The following is a 15011-nucleotide window of genomic DNA, read 5'->3' as shown; positions in this document are numbered from 1 at the left end:
GCGGCTGATCTCAATGCGCATCGACGGAAGCAGGGCCTCCCATGAACCTGGGGATCAGCCCTTCCTGGCCGCGAAATCCTCCATGAAGGCCACCAGGGTCTCCACGTTCTCAACGCTCACGGCGTTGTAGGTGCTGACGCGGATACCGCCGATATCGCGGTAGCCCTTGAGACCCACCATGCCGTTGGTCTTGGCTTCCTTCACGAAGAGGTCCGTCAGCTCTTCCGTGGGCAGGAAGAAGTCCACGTTCATGAGGGAGCGGTCGGCGGTTTCGGTGACGAAGGGGCGGTAGAAGCCCGGGTGGCGATCGATGCAGCCATAGAGGAGCTCGCCCTTCCTGCGGTTCTGCTCCTCCATGACCTTCAGGCCGCCGATGGCCTTGTTGTGGGCCAGGACATTGCGCAGAAGGTAGATGCCGAAGGTGGGGGGGGTGTTGTAGAGGCTGTTCTTCTCTGCATGGACGCGGAAGCGCAGGTAGGTCGGCAGGTTCTGGTCCTCGCACATGTCCAGGAAGTCGTCCCGCATGATGAGGAGGGTCACGCCGGAGGGGCCGAGGTTCTTCTGGGCGCCGCCGTAGATGAGGCCGAAGGGGCTGACGTCGAAGGGGCGCCACATGATGTCCGAGGACATGTCGCAGATGTAGGGGATGCCGCCGGTATCGGGCCATTCCTTGAACTGGGTGCCCTCCACCGTGTTGTTGGAGGTGAAGTGGACGAAGGCGCTGTCCTTCTGGAAGCTCAGCTCGCTGGCCTTGGGGAGGCGTGAATAGTGGAGATCCTTGGTGGAGCCCGCGACCTTGACCCGGTCCCCGGCGATGAGTCGGGCGTCCTGGTAGGCCTTCTCGGACCAGTTGCCGGTGAGGATGTAGTCGGCCTTGCGCCCGCCCTGGAGCAGGTTGAGGGGGATCATGCCGAAGGTCAGGTGGGCGCCGCCCTGAAGGAGCATCACCTTGAAGTTCTTGGGGAGGTCCAGCAACTCCCGCACCAGGGAGAGGGCCTCCTCGTGGACCGCGTCGTATTCCTTGGAGCGGTGGCTGATCTCCATGACGGACATCCCGGTGCCCGCAAAGTCCAGCAGCTCCGCCTGGGCCCGTTCCAGGGCCGGCAAGGGCAGCCCGGCGGGGCCCGCGTAGAAGTTGATGGCACGCTTGGTCATGGATTCTCCTCAGACATACCGTTTCTCTGGGGATGAAACCAGAGCAGAGGAACATGATAGCTTTTCCGGACCTCCAATCGCCCGGGGAAGCTGCTGGCCAACCCTGCCAGACTATTCCCATGACTGAACAGCGCCTCTATCTCCTTGATACCTTCGCATTCATCTTCCGTTCCTATTTCGCCAACCCACGCCTGAAGAACGGTGCGGCCTACACCTTCACCCGCATCGCCCTCCAGCTCCTGGAGAAGCACCAGCCCACCCATATCGCGGCGGTTTTCGATACGCCCGCACCCACCTTCCGCCATGAGATCTACCCCGATTACAAGGCCAACCGCCCGGACATGCCGGAGGACCTGAGGCCCCAGATCCCTCTGATTCGCGAGCTGATCCAGGCCCTGAACATCCCCATCGTGGAGCTGCCGGGTTTCGAAGCCGACGATGTGATGGGCACCCTGGCGGCCCAGAGCGCTGCGGCGGGCCTCCCGGCGGTCATCGTGAGCCCGGACAAGGATCTGCTGCAGATGGTGGACGATGCCGCCGGGATCACGGTGCTCAACACCAAGGACGGCGAGATATGGCACGACCGGGCGGGTGTCCGGGAGCGCATGGGGGTCTGGCCCGAGCAGGTGGTGGACTTCCTGACGATCCTGGGGGATGCCTCGGATAACGTGAAGGGCGTGCCGGGCATCGGCGAGAAGGGGGCTGCCCAGCTCCTGGAGAAGTACGGCAGCCTGGAGGCCATCCTCGCCGCCAAGGCCGAGCTCAAACCCAAGCAGCGGGAGGGGCTCGAAGCTGCGGCCCCCTGGCTGGACCTGACCCGGCGTCTGGTGACGGTGGTGAGGGACCTGGAGCTGCCGGTCACCCCCGAGGGGCTGCGCTATCCCGGTCTGGACGACGCCAAGGCCCGGGAGCACTTCAAGACCCTGGGCTTCCAGAGCCTGGTGAAGGAGTTCACCCCGGCCCAGACCCAGGCCGAGAAGGCCGCCCGCACCTATCGTCACGCCGCAACCCTGAAGGATCTGGAAGCCGCTGTGGCCGCCTGCCGCGCAGCGGGCCGCTTCGGCCTGGATACCGAGACCACCAGCCTGGACCCCACCCGGGGCCACATCGTGGGCCTGAGCCTGGCCTGGACGCCCAACGAAGGGCTCTACGTGCCCCTGGCCCACCTCAAGCCCAGCGAGAGTGATGTCGAGGGCGCCCTGCCGGGGCTTCTCGAAGGGTCAGGCCTGCCGGAGAGCCTGCTGGATCTGAAGGGCGATCCCGAGGCCTTTTTCAGGGAGCTTTCGCCCTACCTGGATGAACGCAACCTCCCCTTCAAGGAGCTGCGCCGCATCCTGGGCCCCCTCCTGGAGGACCGTTCGGTGGCCAAGTGTGGCCAGAACCTGAAATACGACCTCCAGGTGCTACAGCGCCACGGCCTGCCTGTGCAGGGGGTGGCGGACGACAGCATGGTGCGGAGCTTCCTCCTGGACAGCACCCAGCGCCACAACCTGGACGACATGAGCGCCCGGATCCTGGACCTGCGTCCCATCCCCTTCGAATCCGTGGTGGGGAAGGGGAAGGCCCAGAAGCGCTTCGATGAGGCGGATTTCGATACCGCCGTGCAGTACGCCGCCGAGGACGCCGATCTGGCCCTTCAGTTGTGCGATCGCCTGAAAGAGCAGATGACGGACGAGCGCCTGCTGCGGCTCTATCAGGAGGTCGATCTGCCCCTGGTGGAGGTCCTGGCGGATCTGGAACTCAGGGGCATCCGGGTGGATCCGAAGGTCCTCGAAGGGCTGGCCCAGGAGATGCGGGCCGCCCGTTCCGAGGCGGAAAAGCGGGTCCTGGAGCTGGCGGGGGAGCCCTTCAACCTCAACAGCCCCGCCCAGCTGGGGCGGATCCTCTACGAGAAGCTTGGATTGCCCGTGCTCCAGCGCACCGCCAAGACCAAGGCCCCCAGCACCGATGAGGATGTGCTGGTGGAACTCGCCAAGCGGGAAGACGGCGAGATCGCCCAGGTCCTCCTGAAGCACCGCCAGATGCAGAAGCTCCTGGGGACCTACGTCGAGGCCCTCCCTCAGCTGGTGAATCCTCTGACGGGGCGGGTCCACACCCGCCTCCACCAGGCGGCGGTGGCCACGGGGCGTTTGGCCTCCAGCGAACCCAACCTCCAGAACATCCCGGTGCGCACCCCCGAGGGGCGGGCCATCCGGGGGGCCTTCGTGCCGGAGCCAGGATGGGTGCTGCTGGACGCCGACTACGGCCAGATCGAACTGCGGGTGGTGGCGGCCCTGGCCCAGGACCCCATCCTCCTGGGGGCCTTCGCCAGCGGCGAGGACATCCATCGCCGCACGGCCTCCGAGGTCATGGGCATCCCCATGGTGGAGATTACGGCGGAGCAGCGCAGCGCCGCCAAGGCCGTGAACTTCGGCCTCCTCTACGGGCAGGGGGCCTTCGCCCTGTCCGCCAGTCTGGGCATCTCCATGAAGGAGGCCAAGGCCTTCATCGACCGCTACTTCGAGCGCATGCCTCGGGTCGCCCAGTGGATCGAGGGCACCAAGGAGGAGGCCCTGAAGGAGGGGCTGGTGCGCACCCACTGGGGCCGCATCCGGCGCATTCCCGAACTGGAGGCCGCCAGCCAGAACCTCAAGGCTGCCGGGCTCCGGGAGGCCGTGAATACCGTGGTCCAGGGCACTGCCGCCGATATCATGCGCCGCGCCATGGTGCGCCTCCACCGTGCCCTCCAGGCAGAGGGCCTGAAGGCCCGCCTCCTGCTCCAGGTCCACGATGAACTCCTGGTGGAGTGCCCGACCGAGGAGGTGGAGACCGCTTCCCGCCTCCTTCAGGAGGCCATGGAGGGCGCCGACGACCTGGGGCCCCTGGGGGTCAAGCTGGCCGCCGAAGTGCGAAGCGGGGTGAGCTGGCTGGAGTGCAAGTGATGCGTCGGACTGGGGCATTCCAACTGCTGGAACGCAGAGGGCGCAGAGGATGAAAAGAGAGGGCGCAGAGGAAACACAGGCTTGTCCGCGGGTGCATCGGATGGACAGGTCCCCCATGCTACTGGGCGCTCGCGCCACGCACACTGAGTCCAGGCCCGGCGGGCTTTTCTTTCTTCCTCTGCGCCCTCTCTTTTTGCCTTTCTCTGCGCCCTCTGCGTTGACTCCGTTCTCTTTCCTGTGGACGGCGCATACATGATCCGCACCCTCACGGCCATCGTCCTGCGCCCGACGCCCTTCCAGGAGGGGGGGCTGGTGGTGTCCTTTCTGACGGAGGAAGGGGAGCGGGTGGTGGGGCTGGCGAAGGGGGCCAAGAAGCCCTCGGCCAAGTGGGTCAGCGCCTTCGAGCCCCTGGGGCTGGTGAAGGTGGGGTTCTGGGGAAAGGAGCATGTGGAGCTGCGGCGCATCACCCGCTGTGAGCTGATGCATTCCCCCCTCACCCTCGGGCACCTGGAGTCCAATCTGGTGGTGGCCTGCCTGGCGGACCTCTTCGACCGCGTGGCCAGGGAGGGGGTGGAGGATGTCCGCCTCTTCCGCCTGCTCAGTGCTTGTGGCCGTGTCCTGAAGGCCCAGCCGGAGCGGGCCATGGCGGTGCTGGCCTATGCGGAGCACTGGCTCCTCCACTGCCTCGGCCTGCTGCCCCATCCCCGCCTCTGCGGTCACTGCGGCCGTGGCGATGCGCCCCTGGTGCTCCTTACCGAAGAGCATGGCTGGCGATGCGCTGCCTGCACCCCGGTGGACCCCATGGAAGCCCTGCCTCCGGGCACCCGGGAATACCTGCGGGAGCTGCGGACCCGGCCCGCCGAGGAATGTCCGGACCCCGAAGGCGACGAGGCCGCCCGGGTCATCACCCGTCTCCTGCGGGACCGCCTCCACCGGGAGCTGGGAGGGCGCCTGAAGAGCTACGATGTGCTGGAGCGGCTTATCTGACCTGATCCAAAACCGCCATCCGACGTAGCGTATCTGGTGGTCGTTCAGGGCAATTTATCTTCTGCCATGAAAGGGGGGACCGCCTGCTCGCTGCGCTCGCGATGTCCCCCCTTTGACCCCCACGTGGTGGCCGGGCAAAGCCCGACCATCACGTCTGCGTCCTGGGTGTCCCGGCTCATGCCTTCTTAGGTTGAGCGTATGCATTAACTGGGAACCGAAATGACCCATGAACGGTTACGATGTCAGATTCCCTGGAGTCTCCATGCCTTCCGTGAGCCGATCCGTCAGTGCCGCCTACGATCACATGGCTCGGATCCTCTTCACCCCTTTTGATATGGGGAAGTGGTTCATCCTGGGCTTCTGCGCATTCCTGTCCCAGCTGGGGGGCGGTTTCGGGGGGCTGACCAACATCCCGACCAATCTGGGATCGCCCTCTTCTTCCGGTAACGCGCCCTTTTCCGAGGCCCTTCCCTGGATTCAGGAGCACTTGATCCTGGTGATCGTCCTCGCCGTTCTGATCGTGCTGGTCATCTCGGCCATCGGGCTGCTTCTGGCGTGGATCGCCGTCCGGGGCGAGTTCATGTTCCTGGACGGCATCGTGCAGAACCGGGGGGAGATCGCGGAGCCCTGGACGCGTTTCCGGAAGCCCGCCAACCGCCTCCTGCTGTACCGCATCAACGTGGCGGTGGCCGGGATGGTCTTCCTGATGGTCATGGTGGGGATCGGAACCCTGCTGGTGCTGCCCATGATCCGCCAGGGGGCCTCCGATGAGATCTGGAAGCCCCTTCTCCTGCTGGCCCTGCCCACGGGGTTGGGGCTCTTCGCATTTGGCGTGTATCTCATGGTCCTCCGCGACTTTGGGGTTCCCATCATGTTCCGGGCCGAGGTGGGGCCCCGGGAGGCCATGGGCCTCTTCCGGACAGAGCTCCTGCCAGGCAATGGGGGGGCTTTCGTCCTCTTCTACCTGATGAAGCTGCTGCTCGGCATCGCGGCTGGTGTCCTCATCGTCATGGCAGGATGTCTCACCTGCTGCATCGGCTTCCTGCCCTACCTGAGTTCGGTCCTGACCCTGCCGGTGACCGTCTTCTTCCGCTGCTATGCCCTGGATCTGATGGCTCAGGTCGATCCGAAGTGGGATCTCTTTTCCGGACAAAACGGGGCGGAGCCCGGAGACACCGCCCCGGTCAGCTAGAGCCACCCCATCCTGATGCAGCCCAGGCTGGCGGAAGCGACCAGGATCCAGAGCGCCAGTCCAAGCACCAGGGGGCGAGGCCCCACACGTCGCAGGCCCGGGAGGTTGATGCCGATTCCGATGCCGAAGAGGGAGAGGGACATTCCCTTGTGGGCGACCGCCGTCACTATGTGCCCGAGGGGAGCAAGGTTCGGGATCCAGGTGAAGAAGGCGGCCATCAGGATGAACCCGAGGATGAACCAGGGGTGGCGGCGGGGAGCCCCGTTCCGGCCGACGAGGGCCGAGGCGCAGAGGGTGAGGGGGACGATCCAGAGGGCTCGGGCCAGCTTGACTGTGGTCCCCACCGCCAGGGCCTGGGGCCCGTAAGCCAGCCCAACCCCCACCACGGAGCTGGTGTCGTGGATGGCGAGGGCGCTCCACAGCCCGAAGTGGTACTGATCCAGGCCCAGAGCGCGCCCCACGGGGGGAAAGAGGGCGAGGGCCACGGCATTGAGAACGAAGATGGTGACCAGGGCGATGCCGGTATCCTCCTCCTGGGCATCAATGGCAGGGGCGAGGGCTGCGATGGCGCTCCCACCGCAAATGGCGGTGCCCGCCGCCACCAGGAATCCCATCTTTCCCCGGACCTTCAGGAGCCTTGAGCAGGCCATGCCGATGCCCAGGGTGCAGAGGATGGTGCAGAAGGTGAGGAGCAGTCCCCGGCTCCCGGCCCGCAGGACGGCACCCAGGTTCATGCCGGCGCCGAGTCCTGCCACGCTCCAGGCCAGGCTGCGTCGAGTCCAGGAGGCCGCTTGGCGGGGCCAGGGGTTTCCCACGGACAGGCTCAGGGCGATGCCCAGGAGGAGGGCCCCCACCGGAGAGACCCAAGGGCTCAGGGTCGCGAGGGCACCCAGTGGGAAGATGAGGGTCGGAAGGGGTGGGCGGGGTAGCGTATCCATGCCCCGAGTCTCCCGAGACTGGATCAGAAAATATAATCGTTGTTTTCAATGGATCATCATAAAATTGGATACATGATCGGCCTACTCGACCCCCGGCGCCTCGCCACCTTCCGGATGGTGGCCATTCATGGCCGCCTTTCCGAGGCCGCCAGGCGTCTCAACCTCTCCCAACCTGCGGTGACGGCCCAGATTCAGCAATTGGAGGCCGGGCTGGGCTGCCGCCTGTTTCTCCGCTCCCGGAGCGGCATGCAGCTCACGAAGGAGGGGCAGAGGTTGATGGAGACGGCGGAGGCGATCCACCGCCTCCTGGGGGAGGCAGAGCAGGCCCTGGCCGAGCCCGGCTCGGATCTCGGCCCGCTTCGTCTCGGGGCCAGCATGACGACGGCGGCCTACGTGATGCCCAGGGCGCTGGCGCTCTTCCAGCGGTGCCACCCCGGTGCCACCCTGCTCATGGAGGTGGGCAACACCGGGCAGATCCAGGCCTGGCTCCAGGAAGGGCGGATCGACCTGGGGGCGGTGGAGGGGCTCGAGAGGGCACCGAACCTGAGGCTGGAGCCCTTCCTGGATGACGAGCTGGTATGTGTCGGCCCCGGCAGGCTCCCGCTGGGATTCGTCATGCCCTCCACCTTGGCGGAGTTTGGCCGGGCCAGGATCCTCTGGCGCGAACCTGGTTCCGGAACCCGGGCCGTGGTGCTCCGGGCACTGAGTCGCCTCTCTCCTCCCCGTGTCCCCCGGGCCGACGATCCGGTCCTGGGGCAGACCGAGGCCATCAAGGCCGCCGTCCAGGCAGGGATGGGGCTGGCTTTCCTTCCGCTGTGTGCCATCCAGGGGGAGCTGGCTCGCCGGGAACTGCGGATCCTGGCGCTTCCGGGGCTTCGGATCCGGCGAACCTTCTCGTGGGTTGTGCCCCATGCGGGGCTGGTGGGGTCCGCAGGCCAGTTCCAGCGCCTGGTCCAGGACATGCTGGCACAGGACGGCTAAAGATAGCTCCGTGCCCCCAGGAACTGCTTCGATAGCACCGGATTCTCCAGGCTGTCTCGCCGGATGTTCTGGCCGGACCTGGGGGCATGGATGAACTTGCCGTCACCGATGTAGAGGCCTACGTGGTTCACCCTTCCAGAACCCCCTGTGGCGAAGAAGAGGAGGTCGCCCTTCTGGAGTTCTTCACGGCCCACGGCGCTGCCCCCCTGGAACTGGTCCCGGGAGCTGCGGGGCAGGCTCAGGCCGTTCAGCCGGTAGACCGACATCGTGAGCCCGCTGCAGTCGAAACCTGTCTCGGCGGAACTGCCACCCCAGAGGTAGGGCAGGCCCAGGTAGTTCTCCGCCGTGCGCACCAGTTCCTCCCGCAGGGCGCCGTCCCCCGTCACCGAGCGCCGGGCTGCGGCCTGGGTTTCCGGGGCCACCAGGTAGTAGGTCTCGATGACGCCTTTGGCTAGGAGGGTGTCAGCCCGTCTGCGCGCCGTCTCTCGGCTGGGGAAGTCGCCGAAGCGCACCTTGAAGAGTCCGTCCTTCGCCGCGAAATAGGTGGCTTCCAGGCCCTCTCCTTTCAGGCGTTCGGAGAGGCGGGCGGCATTCTCAACCTTGGCGAAGGCGCCCGCCTGAATGGTGTAGCCCAGCAATCGGGAAGCGGTTCTGCTGGAACGGGGGATCGGGGCGGGACGGCGACAGGCGCACAGGGGGGCCAGCATGAGAAGAATCGCGGCGGCCCAGCCCCTGAGACTCATCCCAGGACGCCTCTTTCCCGCAGCTGTCCGATGAGATGGCGGCTAACCTCCACGTGATGGCTGCTCCATTCCTCATGGGCATCCGGGCCCACTCGGTTGGCCACTCCCAGCACGGCACCCACCGGGATTCCGGCGGCACGGGCGGCTTCAAAGACACCGGAGAGCTCGAGGTGCTCGACCTCGGCCATGGTGGCAAGGGCCTGGGCGCCTTCCGGAGAGCGGGTGATCGCGGGGGGAGTGGCCACGACATGGGGGGGGAAGGGAAGGGGCAGATCCCCTTTCCAGAGGGTTCGCTCGATGGCAGGGCGGTAGGCGACTTCCCTGATTTCCTCCAGGGATGTCGCCAGGACCTCCGTGACTGAGATGCAGTCGCCGATCTTCAGGCAGGGGTCGTAGGCCCCACAGGTGCCGATGAAGAGCACTCTCGATGGCGCATGGGCCGCGATGAGGCGGGCGGTGCCCACTGCGGCGCATGCCACGCCGATGCCCACGCAGCCCGTGATCCAGCCTTCGGGAGGATGCTCGGCCAGATCCCCCAGCTCCGGGGGGAAGGCGGCCAGGAGGAGGCCGGGACGTGAGGTCTCTGGATGCGACATGACAAAATCCTACGCCTGATGCGAGCTCAAACGTTTTGGAAAACTTGGGACTCGCTGGAATTTCCACATGGGGTTTGCGATAGACTGGGCCTACGCCACCGCAATCACAGGGAGATGTCGATGTTCGGCCTGTTATTCAATCTCAGGATTCGATCCAAGTTCTTGGTTTTGTTCGGAATCCAGGCTCTTGCACTTCTCGTTGTTCTCGTCGTGGCCCTGGTGGGTCTTGGCGGCGCCAAGGAAGGACAGGCGGATGCCGTGGTGTCCTCGTTGCGCAACAGCCAGATCCTGCTAGTGATCGTTTTCGTCGTCCTGGGTGGCCTGGCCTACTGGCTGACAGACATGGTGGCCAGGCGCATGGAGGGCACCACCCAGGCCCTTGCGCGAACCGCAGACGCCCTCTCCCAGGGTGACCTCACGGTCTCGATTTCGGCCGATTCCCAGGATGAATTGGGGACCATCGCCAATCACATGAATCAGGCCGTGGCCAGGCTCCGGACGGATGTGGAGGCCATCGCCCTGATCGGCGAGCGCACCGCTTCGGGGACGACCCAGCTCTCCGCCACCGCCACCGAGGTGGACTCCGCCACCCATGAGATCAGCGTTGGGGCCGACGAGCAGCGGGCCGAGGTCGAGAAGGCCACCCATTCCATCAATCAGATCGCCACGACCATGCAGAAGATCCGGGAGGGCATCAACGCCGATGTCCGGCAGGTCAGCGGCATGCTCACCGTGAGCCAGCTCAGCTGCCGTAACGTGGAAGACACGACCCGGGCCATGGAGGCCATCCGGGAGAGTTCCTCCAAGGTGTCGGCCATCACCACGGTCATTGCCGAGATCGCCAACCAGACCAACCTGCTGAGCCTCAACGCCGCCATCGAGGCCGCGAAGGCCCGGGAATACGGCAAGGGCTTCGCGGTGGTGGCCGACGAGGTTCGCAAGCTGGCCGAGCGCTCCGCCAGCGCCGCCAGCGAGATCGCCCAGCTGATCCAGGAAAGCTTCTCCCGGGTCGAGGCCGGTGCCCGTTCCGTTGATACCGTCCATGAGGCTCTTGAGAACCTGATGCGCAGCATCCAGAAGCAGGCGGATGGAGCCAAGGGCGCCCTGCAGGCGGTTCAGCATCAGGTGGACGAAAGCGCCGTGGTCAGGGACCGCATGGCCACGACGCTCCAGATCACGGAATCCAGCGCCTCCGCCACCCACGAGCTGAGCGCCGCCATGTCGGAGACCGCGCGCACCATCGACGACCTGGCCACCACCGCCGGAGAGCTGCGGGCACTGACCCAGCGCTTCAAGCTCAGCTAGCTGAGTTCAGACGGACTGTCTTCCTGGGGTTGAGCATCGGGAGATTCCTGCTGCTGCCGCTTGCGGCGCTGGGACCAGAGAGACAGCAGGTGGAAGACGGACATGGCCTACTCCAGGATGGCGCCCCTGAGCTCTTCCAGCCAGGTTCTCCAGGCCTCCTGGCTGAAGGAGGTGGCCTGGGGGATGGGGAGGTGGGAACGGAACTGACGGAAACGGTCCAAGGCAGGACTCCACAGGGCTTCAGGCATTCCGGCGGCCGCCTTGGCACAGGCGTTGACCCCCTGGGGGGTCTGGCACACGAGGAGGCTCTCCTGGCCAGCCTCCAGGCAGAGGCGGACCCGATCCTCCCAGCTCCACTGAGCGCATCCGCCCATCTCCAGATCGTCCGGCAGCCAAAGGCCCCGGATGCCCCAGGGGTTGCCGGCCACGGAGCCGTGGTGAAGACTTGCGGGTAGGCCCTCGGTGTGGGGAGTCTTCAGGTGGGCCACCATGATGAGGCGATCCGGGCGGGCCAGCGGCAGGAAAGGCTCCAGGTTCCGGGCCACCTGGGCCGGATCGTCCAGTTCGGGCAGTGCCCTGTGGCTGTCGACCCGGGTACCCCCCAGTCCAGGGAAGTGCTTGAGGCAGCCCCGGACCCCCTGGGATTCCAGGCCGTTCAGGAAGGCCCCCACCGCCCGGGCCACCCTGCCTGGCTCTGTGCTGGCACAGCGGTCGCCCATGCCCGTGCCGATATGGCCATCCCAGAGGTCCGCCACCGGGGCGAAGTCCACATTGAAACCCAGGAGGCGGCAGCCTCGCCCCCAAAGGACGCCCCAATGGCGACAGGCCTCCGCACCTCCTTTTTCCCAGATGGAACGGAAACTGGGGGTCTCGCCCACCCAGGGGCGTAGGCGGGAAACAGCTCCCCCCTCCTGGTCGATGGCTACGGCCAGGGGGATCTCGCGGCCCCAGCGGGCCTGGAGGCCCTGGATGAGGGCATGGCAGCGCTCTGGCCCGCAAAGCGGGTCCGGGTCAAGGTTTCGGGCGAAGAGGATGATGCCGCCAGGGCGGAAGCCCAGCTCGACGTGTTCAGGGTCGAGGCCCTGGAAACCGGTCCAAAGGAGTTCGTGGGCAGCGTGAGTCATACCTTAAAGCTACCTGAAAAGAGGGGCTCACGCGGAGGTGCGGAGAGCGCGGAGAAAATCGAATCGGGAACGATTGTCGGCTTGCTTCGGCCAAACCCGCAGGCTTGGAAGGACTTTCGGCTGCTCCCGGCGAAGCCGCACGCGTTCCGGGAGGGACAGGTGGCTATGGCACGCTCGCGTGCCTCCGCCGCCTGCCCCGCCCGGAACCAGGCCTGAGTGTCCTGGTGGACCGCTGCATCTTTCTTATCCGCGTGTATCTAATCCATCCGCGGCCAAAATGCTCCGCGTGAAATTCAGCCGATCGTCTGTGCCCGGACGCGGTGCAGGGCGAAGAGGGCGGCTTCCAGATGTTTGCGCCAGAGTTCGAAGGACGGCTGCTCGGGGTGGAAGCTGGAGCGCTTCTCAAACCCCAGGGAAAGGGCTGCCATCAGGCAGTCGCCTCTGCGAAGGGGGATCAGATAGCTCTCAGGATCGTCCCACTCCCGGATCTTGATCAAGTCGCCAGGGGCGGGGAGCCTGATCCATTCACGCTCTGGGAACGGCCCCTCCAGGGTGGTCCAGGAGCGGTCTCCCTCGGGACGGAGTACCGCAAGGGTGTCGGGTCTGAAATGGGTTTTCAGGAACCGAAGGAACGGGGCCAGGATCGCTCTTTCGTCCGAGCAATCCAGGGTCTCCAGGAGGATGGCATTGAGTTCCAGAACCTCCTGGTGGAATGCCTGCTGCTCCTGCCATCGAGTCAGGACGCGGGCTTCCAGATCCTTCTGGTAGCCCTCCAGCTGGCGGAGCAGCATGGCGTGATCCAGAGCCCGGTCCAGCACCGCCTCCAATTCCGCCACCTTGAAGGGCTTGCGGATGAAGTCATAGGCACCCCGTTTCACGGCCTGGATGGCGGTATCCAGGGAGGCGTAGCCCGTGAAGAGGATGCAGAGCACTTTGGGATCCCTGGCCTTCACTGCCGAGATCAGTTCCAGGCCATCGGGGCCGCCGGGCATGTTCAGATCCGTCAGGACCACGGGATAGTGGCGCTGCTTCACCGCCTCCAGGGCGGCATCAGCGCTGCCCACCGCATCCACCTGGTAACCGTCCATCGAAAGGGTCTGGTGCAGGGTGGACAGGAGTTCGGCGTCATCGTCCACCAGGAGAATCGGGTCCTGGAGCATGCTATTGGGCCCTGGGGATGGTGAGCGTGTAGATCTGCCCTTCGATGAAGATCTTCAGGGCTTCGGCGTCCAGCAACCCTGCCTTGGCTTCGTCCTCCAGGATCTCCAGGCTTCGGGGTACCGTCACGGCCACCTTGTAGGGGCGATCAGCTGCCACCAGGGCGTCATAGACATCGGCGATGGCCATGAGCTTGCTCTGGGGTGGGATCTCCTCGGCCAGCAGGCGCCGGGGGTAGCCCCGGCCGTTCAGGCGCTCGTGGTGGGCGTAGGCGATGTCCGGAACCTGGGAGAGGCCGCCGGTCCAGGGGATCTGGCTCAGGAATCGCCAAGTGTGGGTCACATGGCTGTTGATCTCATCCCGTTCCTCATCGGACAGGCTCCCCTTGGCAATTCGGAGCGCCGCGATGTCCTCTCCTTCGAGGATCCGGGAGGCCTGGCCTTCCCAGTGTTCGAATTGGAGCTCATCCAGCTCCTCCAGGGCCTCCCGGATCTCCTGGGGCAGGATCCGGGGTTCGTTGCAGCGCTGGATCAGATCCACCAGGCGCTGGGTATCGCCCCGCCGCTCCTGGAGAAGGTGCTGGAACTTGCCGCTTTCGTAAGGGTGTCCCTCCTTCCAGGCCCCTTCCATCAGGCTGACGGCGATCTCCATGTCCCGCTGGTAGAGGCGCTGCATGATGCGCTCCAGGCGCTCGGGGGCCAGCTTCTTGGCCTTCACCAGCACCTGTTCCCGGACGCCGACCTTGCCGAAGTCGTGGAGGAGCCCGGCATAGCGGATCTCCTTGATCTGCTGGTCGCTGAATCGGATGGTTCCGTAGCTGCCTGTTGTGGTCCGGTTCACGGCGTCCGCCAAGCCCACGGTGAGTTCCGCCACGCGGGATGAATGGCCGGAGGTCGAGGGGTCCCGGGCTTCAATGGCGAGCACGGAGGCCTTCACGAAGCCGTCAAAGAGCTTCTCGATATCGTCCTTGAGCTTGAGAATCTCCTGGGTGCGCTCCAGCACCATCTCCTCCAGGCGGCTTTGGTAGGCTTCGTTCTCCCGGAGGCTCTTGTAGTGGTTGAGGGCTCGGTTGAGACTGGCTTCCATTTCCGCCAGTTGAACGAAGCCGCTCCGCGGCGGGGGTGGCGCCGTGTGGCGGGCCCGCGCAGTAAGAAAGCTAGCAATTCCATGTAAATGAAGGCTCCTTGGTCATCGCGATGTTGACGCATCGCCAGACGACTGTCAAGCGACATGAAAATTAACCCACCCGGCGACACGAATATTGACCCCCTTGTTGTATGAGCCCGTGGGGTGTCTGGAGCGTAGGCCGTAGGCCGAAGCGGAGGACACCCCACTGGGTGCGGCTCAGGTGGTGGCCGCTGGCACCGGGGCCGGGACGATCCCGGCTCGGCGCTTCTCCCGCAGGCGGTAACTCTCGCCTTTGATGGTGATGATGTGGCTGTGGTGCAGCAGTCGGTCCAGGATGGCGGTTGCCAGGATGGTATCCCCGAACACCTCGCCCCACGCACCCACTGGCTGGTTGCTGGTGATCACGAGGCTGCCCCGCTCATATCTCCGGTTCACGAGCTGGAACATGAGGTGGGCCGCCCGCCGCTCGAAGGGTAGATATCCTAGCTCATCCACAATCAGTAGTTTGGGCTTCGAGAAATGCAGGAGACGCTCCTCCAGGCGACCCTCTGCCTCGGCCCGCATCAGTCGACCCACCAGGGCCGTGGCGCTCACGAACAGGCAGCTCGCGCCCCGTTCGATGGACTTCCGCCCCAACCCGATGGCCAAGTGGGTCTTACCCACCCCTGGTGGCCCAAGGAGCAGGATGTTCTCCGCATGAGCGATGAAGGTCCCCGTCTCCAGCTCCCGGATCAGGCGGCGATCCAGGCTCGGCCGAAGGTCGAAGTCGTAGTCATCCAGGCT

13 protein-coding genes are annotated in these 15011 nt (G+C 65.5%); 5 read left to right on the top strand and 8 right to left on the bottom strand.

Annotated features, from left to right (window positions below):
- Positions 1 to 54: 54 nt before the first annotated feature.
- Positions 55 to 1155 (bottom strand): 3-phosphoserine/phosphohydroxythreonine transaminase, encoded by a 1101-nt coding sequence (serC, locus tag HOLFODRAFT_RS0206955; RefSeq protein ID WP_005035714.1) that lies wholly within the window; start codon positions 1153 to 1155, stop codon positions 55 to 57.
- 119 nt (positions 1156 to 1274) lie between these two features.
- On the opposite strand from serC, the gene polA reads away from it, so the two are divergent.
- The 3 genes from polA (at position 1275) to HOLFODRAFT_RS0206940 (ending at position 6255) form a co-directional block, all read left to right on the top strand.
- Positions 1275 to 4076 carry a DNA polymerase I gene (gene polA / locus HOLFODRAFT_RS0206950; protein WP_005035715.1) on the top strand — a complete coding sequence of 934 codons (2802 nt, stop codon included), beginning with the start codon at positions 1275 to 1277 and terminating at the stop codon, positions 4074 to 4076.
- Positions 4077 to 4328: 252 nt separating this feature from the next.
- Positions 4329 to 5063 carry a DNA repair protein RecO gene (recO, locus tag HOLFODRAFT_RS0206945; protein ID WP_005035716.1) on the top strand — a complete coding sequence of 245 codons (735 nt, stop codon included), beginning with the start codon at positions 4329 to 4331 and terminating at the stop codon, positions 5061 to 5063.
- A gap of 262 nt (positions 5064 to 5325) precedes the next feature.
- Positions 5326 to 6255 (top strand): DUF7544 domain-containing protein, encoded by a 930-nt coding sequence (locus HOLFODRAFT_RS0206940; protein ID WP_005035717.1) that lies wholly within the window; start codon positions 5326 to 5328, stop codon positions 6253 to 6255.
- On the opposite strand, the gene HOLFODRAFT_RS0206935 is transcribed toward HOLFODRAFT_RS0206940, so the two are convergent.
- Positions 6252 to 7193 (bottom strand): YeiH family protein, encoded by a 942-nt coding sequence (locus HOLFODRAFT_RS0206935; protein WP_005035718.1) that lies wholly within the window; start codon positions 7191 to 7193, stop codon positions 6252 to 6254. The genes HOLFODRAFT_RS0206940 and HOLFODRAFT_RS0206935 overlap by 4 nt on opposite strands.
- 72 nt (positions 7194 to 7265) lie before the next feature.
- On the opposite strand from HOLFODRAFT_RS0206935, the gene HOLFODRAFT_RS0206930 reads away from it, so the two are divergent.
- Entirely contained in the window at positions 7266 to 8174 is a 909-nt protein-coding gene (locus HOLFODRAFT_RS0206930; RefSeq protein ID WP_005035719.1) for a LysR family transcriptional regulator, read from the top strand.
- On the opposite strand, the gene HOLFODRAFT_RS0206925 is transcribed toward HOLFODRAFT_RS0206930, so the two are convergent.
- Positions 8171 to 8917: a C40 family peptidase gene (locus HOLFODRAFT_RS0206925; RefSeq protein ID WP_005035721.1), complete on the bottom strand. Its 747-nt coding sequence runs from the start codon at positions 8915 to 8917 to the stop codon at positions 8171 to 8173. The genes HOLFODRAFT_RS0206930 and HOLFODRAFT_RS0206925 overlap by 4 nt on opposite strands.
- Positions 8914 to 9513, bottom strand: coding sequence for a 5'-methylthioadenosine/S-adenosylhomocysteine nucleosidase family protein (locus HOLFODRAFT_RS0206920; RefSeq protein WP_005035722.1), 600 nt, complete (start codon positions 9511 to 9513; stop codon positions 8914 to 8916). The genes HOLFODRAFT_RS0206925 and HOLFODRAFT_RS0206920 overlap by 4 nt, the downstream gene beginning before the upstream one ends.
- 162 nt (positions 9514 to 9675) lie before the next feature.
- Here HOLFODRAFT_RS0206920 and HOLFODRAFT_RS0206915 point away from each other — a divergent pair, with 162 nt between their 5' ends.
- Positions 9676 to 10818 (top strand): methyl-accepting chemotaxis protein, encoded by a 1143-nt coding sequence (locus HOLFODRAFT_RS0206915; RefSeq protein ID WP_158412927.1) that lies wholly within the window; start codon positions 9676 to 9678, stop codon positions 10816 to 10818.
- 107 nt (positions 10819 to 10925) lie between these two features.
- On the opposite strand, the gene HOLFODRAFT_RS0206905 is transcribed toward HOLFODRAFT_RS0206915, so the two are convergent.
- The 4 genes from HOLFODRAFT_RS0206905 to istB all read right to left on the bottom strand — a co-directional run.
- Positions 10926 to 11942, bottom strand: coding sequence for a glycoside hydrolase family 3 N-terminal domain-containing protein (locus HOLFODRAFT_RS0206905; protein ID WP_005035727.1), 1017 nt, complete (start codon positions 11940 to 11942; stop codon positions 10926 to 10928).
- Positions 11943 to 12235: 293 nt separating this feature from the next.
- Positions 12236 to 13102 carry a response regulator gene (locus HOLFODRAFT_RS0206900; RefSeq protein WP_005035728.1) on the bottom strand — a complete coding sequence of 289 codons (867 nt, stop codon included), beginning with the start codon at positions 13100 to 13102 and terminating at the stop codon, positions 12236 to 12238.
- 1 nt (position 13103) lies between these two features.
- Positions 13104 to 14186 carry an HD domain-containing phosphohydrolase gene (locus HOLFODRAFT_RS19845; RefSeq protein WP_005035729.1) on the bottom strand — a complete coding sequence of 361 codons (1083 nt, stop codon included), beginning with the start codon at positions 14184 to 14186 and terminating at the stop codon, positions 13104 to 13106.
- Positions 14187 to 14444: 258 nt separating this feature from the next.
- The coding region (istB, locus tag HOLFODRAFT_RS0206890) for an IS21-like element helper ATPase IstB (protein ID WP_026939123.1) at positions 14445 to 15011 on the bottom strand (567 nt) is incomplete at its 5' end.

This window comes from Holophaga foetida DSM 6591 (assembly GCF_000242615.2).
Taxonomy (GTDB): Bacteria; Acidobacteriota; Holophagae; order Holophagales; family Holophagaceae; genus Holophaga; species Holophaga foetida.
The sequence above is the reverse complement of the archived record's forward strand: the minus strand, read 5'-3'. Positions and strand labels throughout refer to the sequence as shown.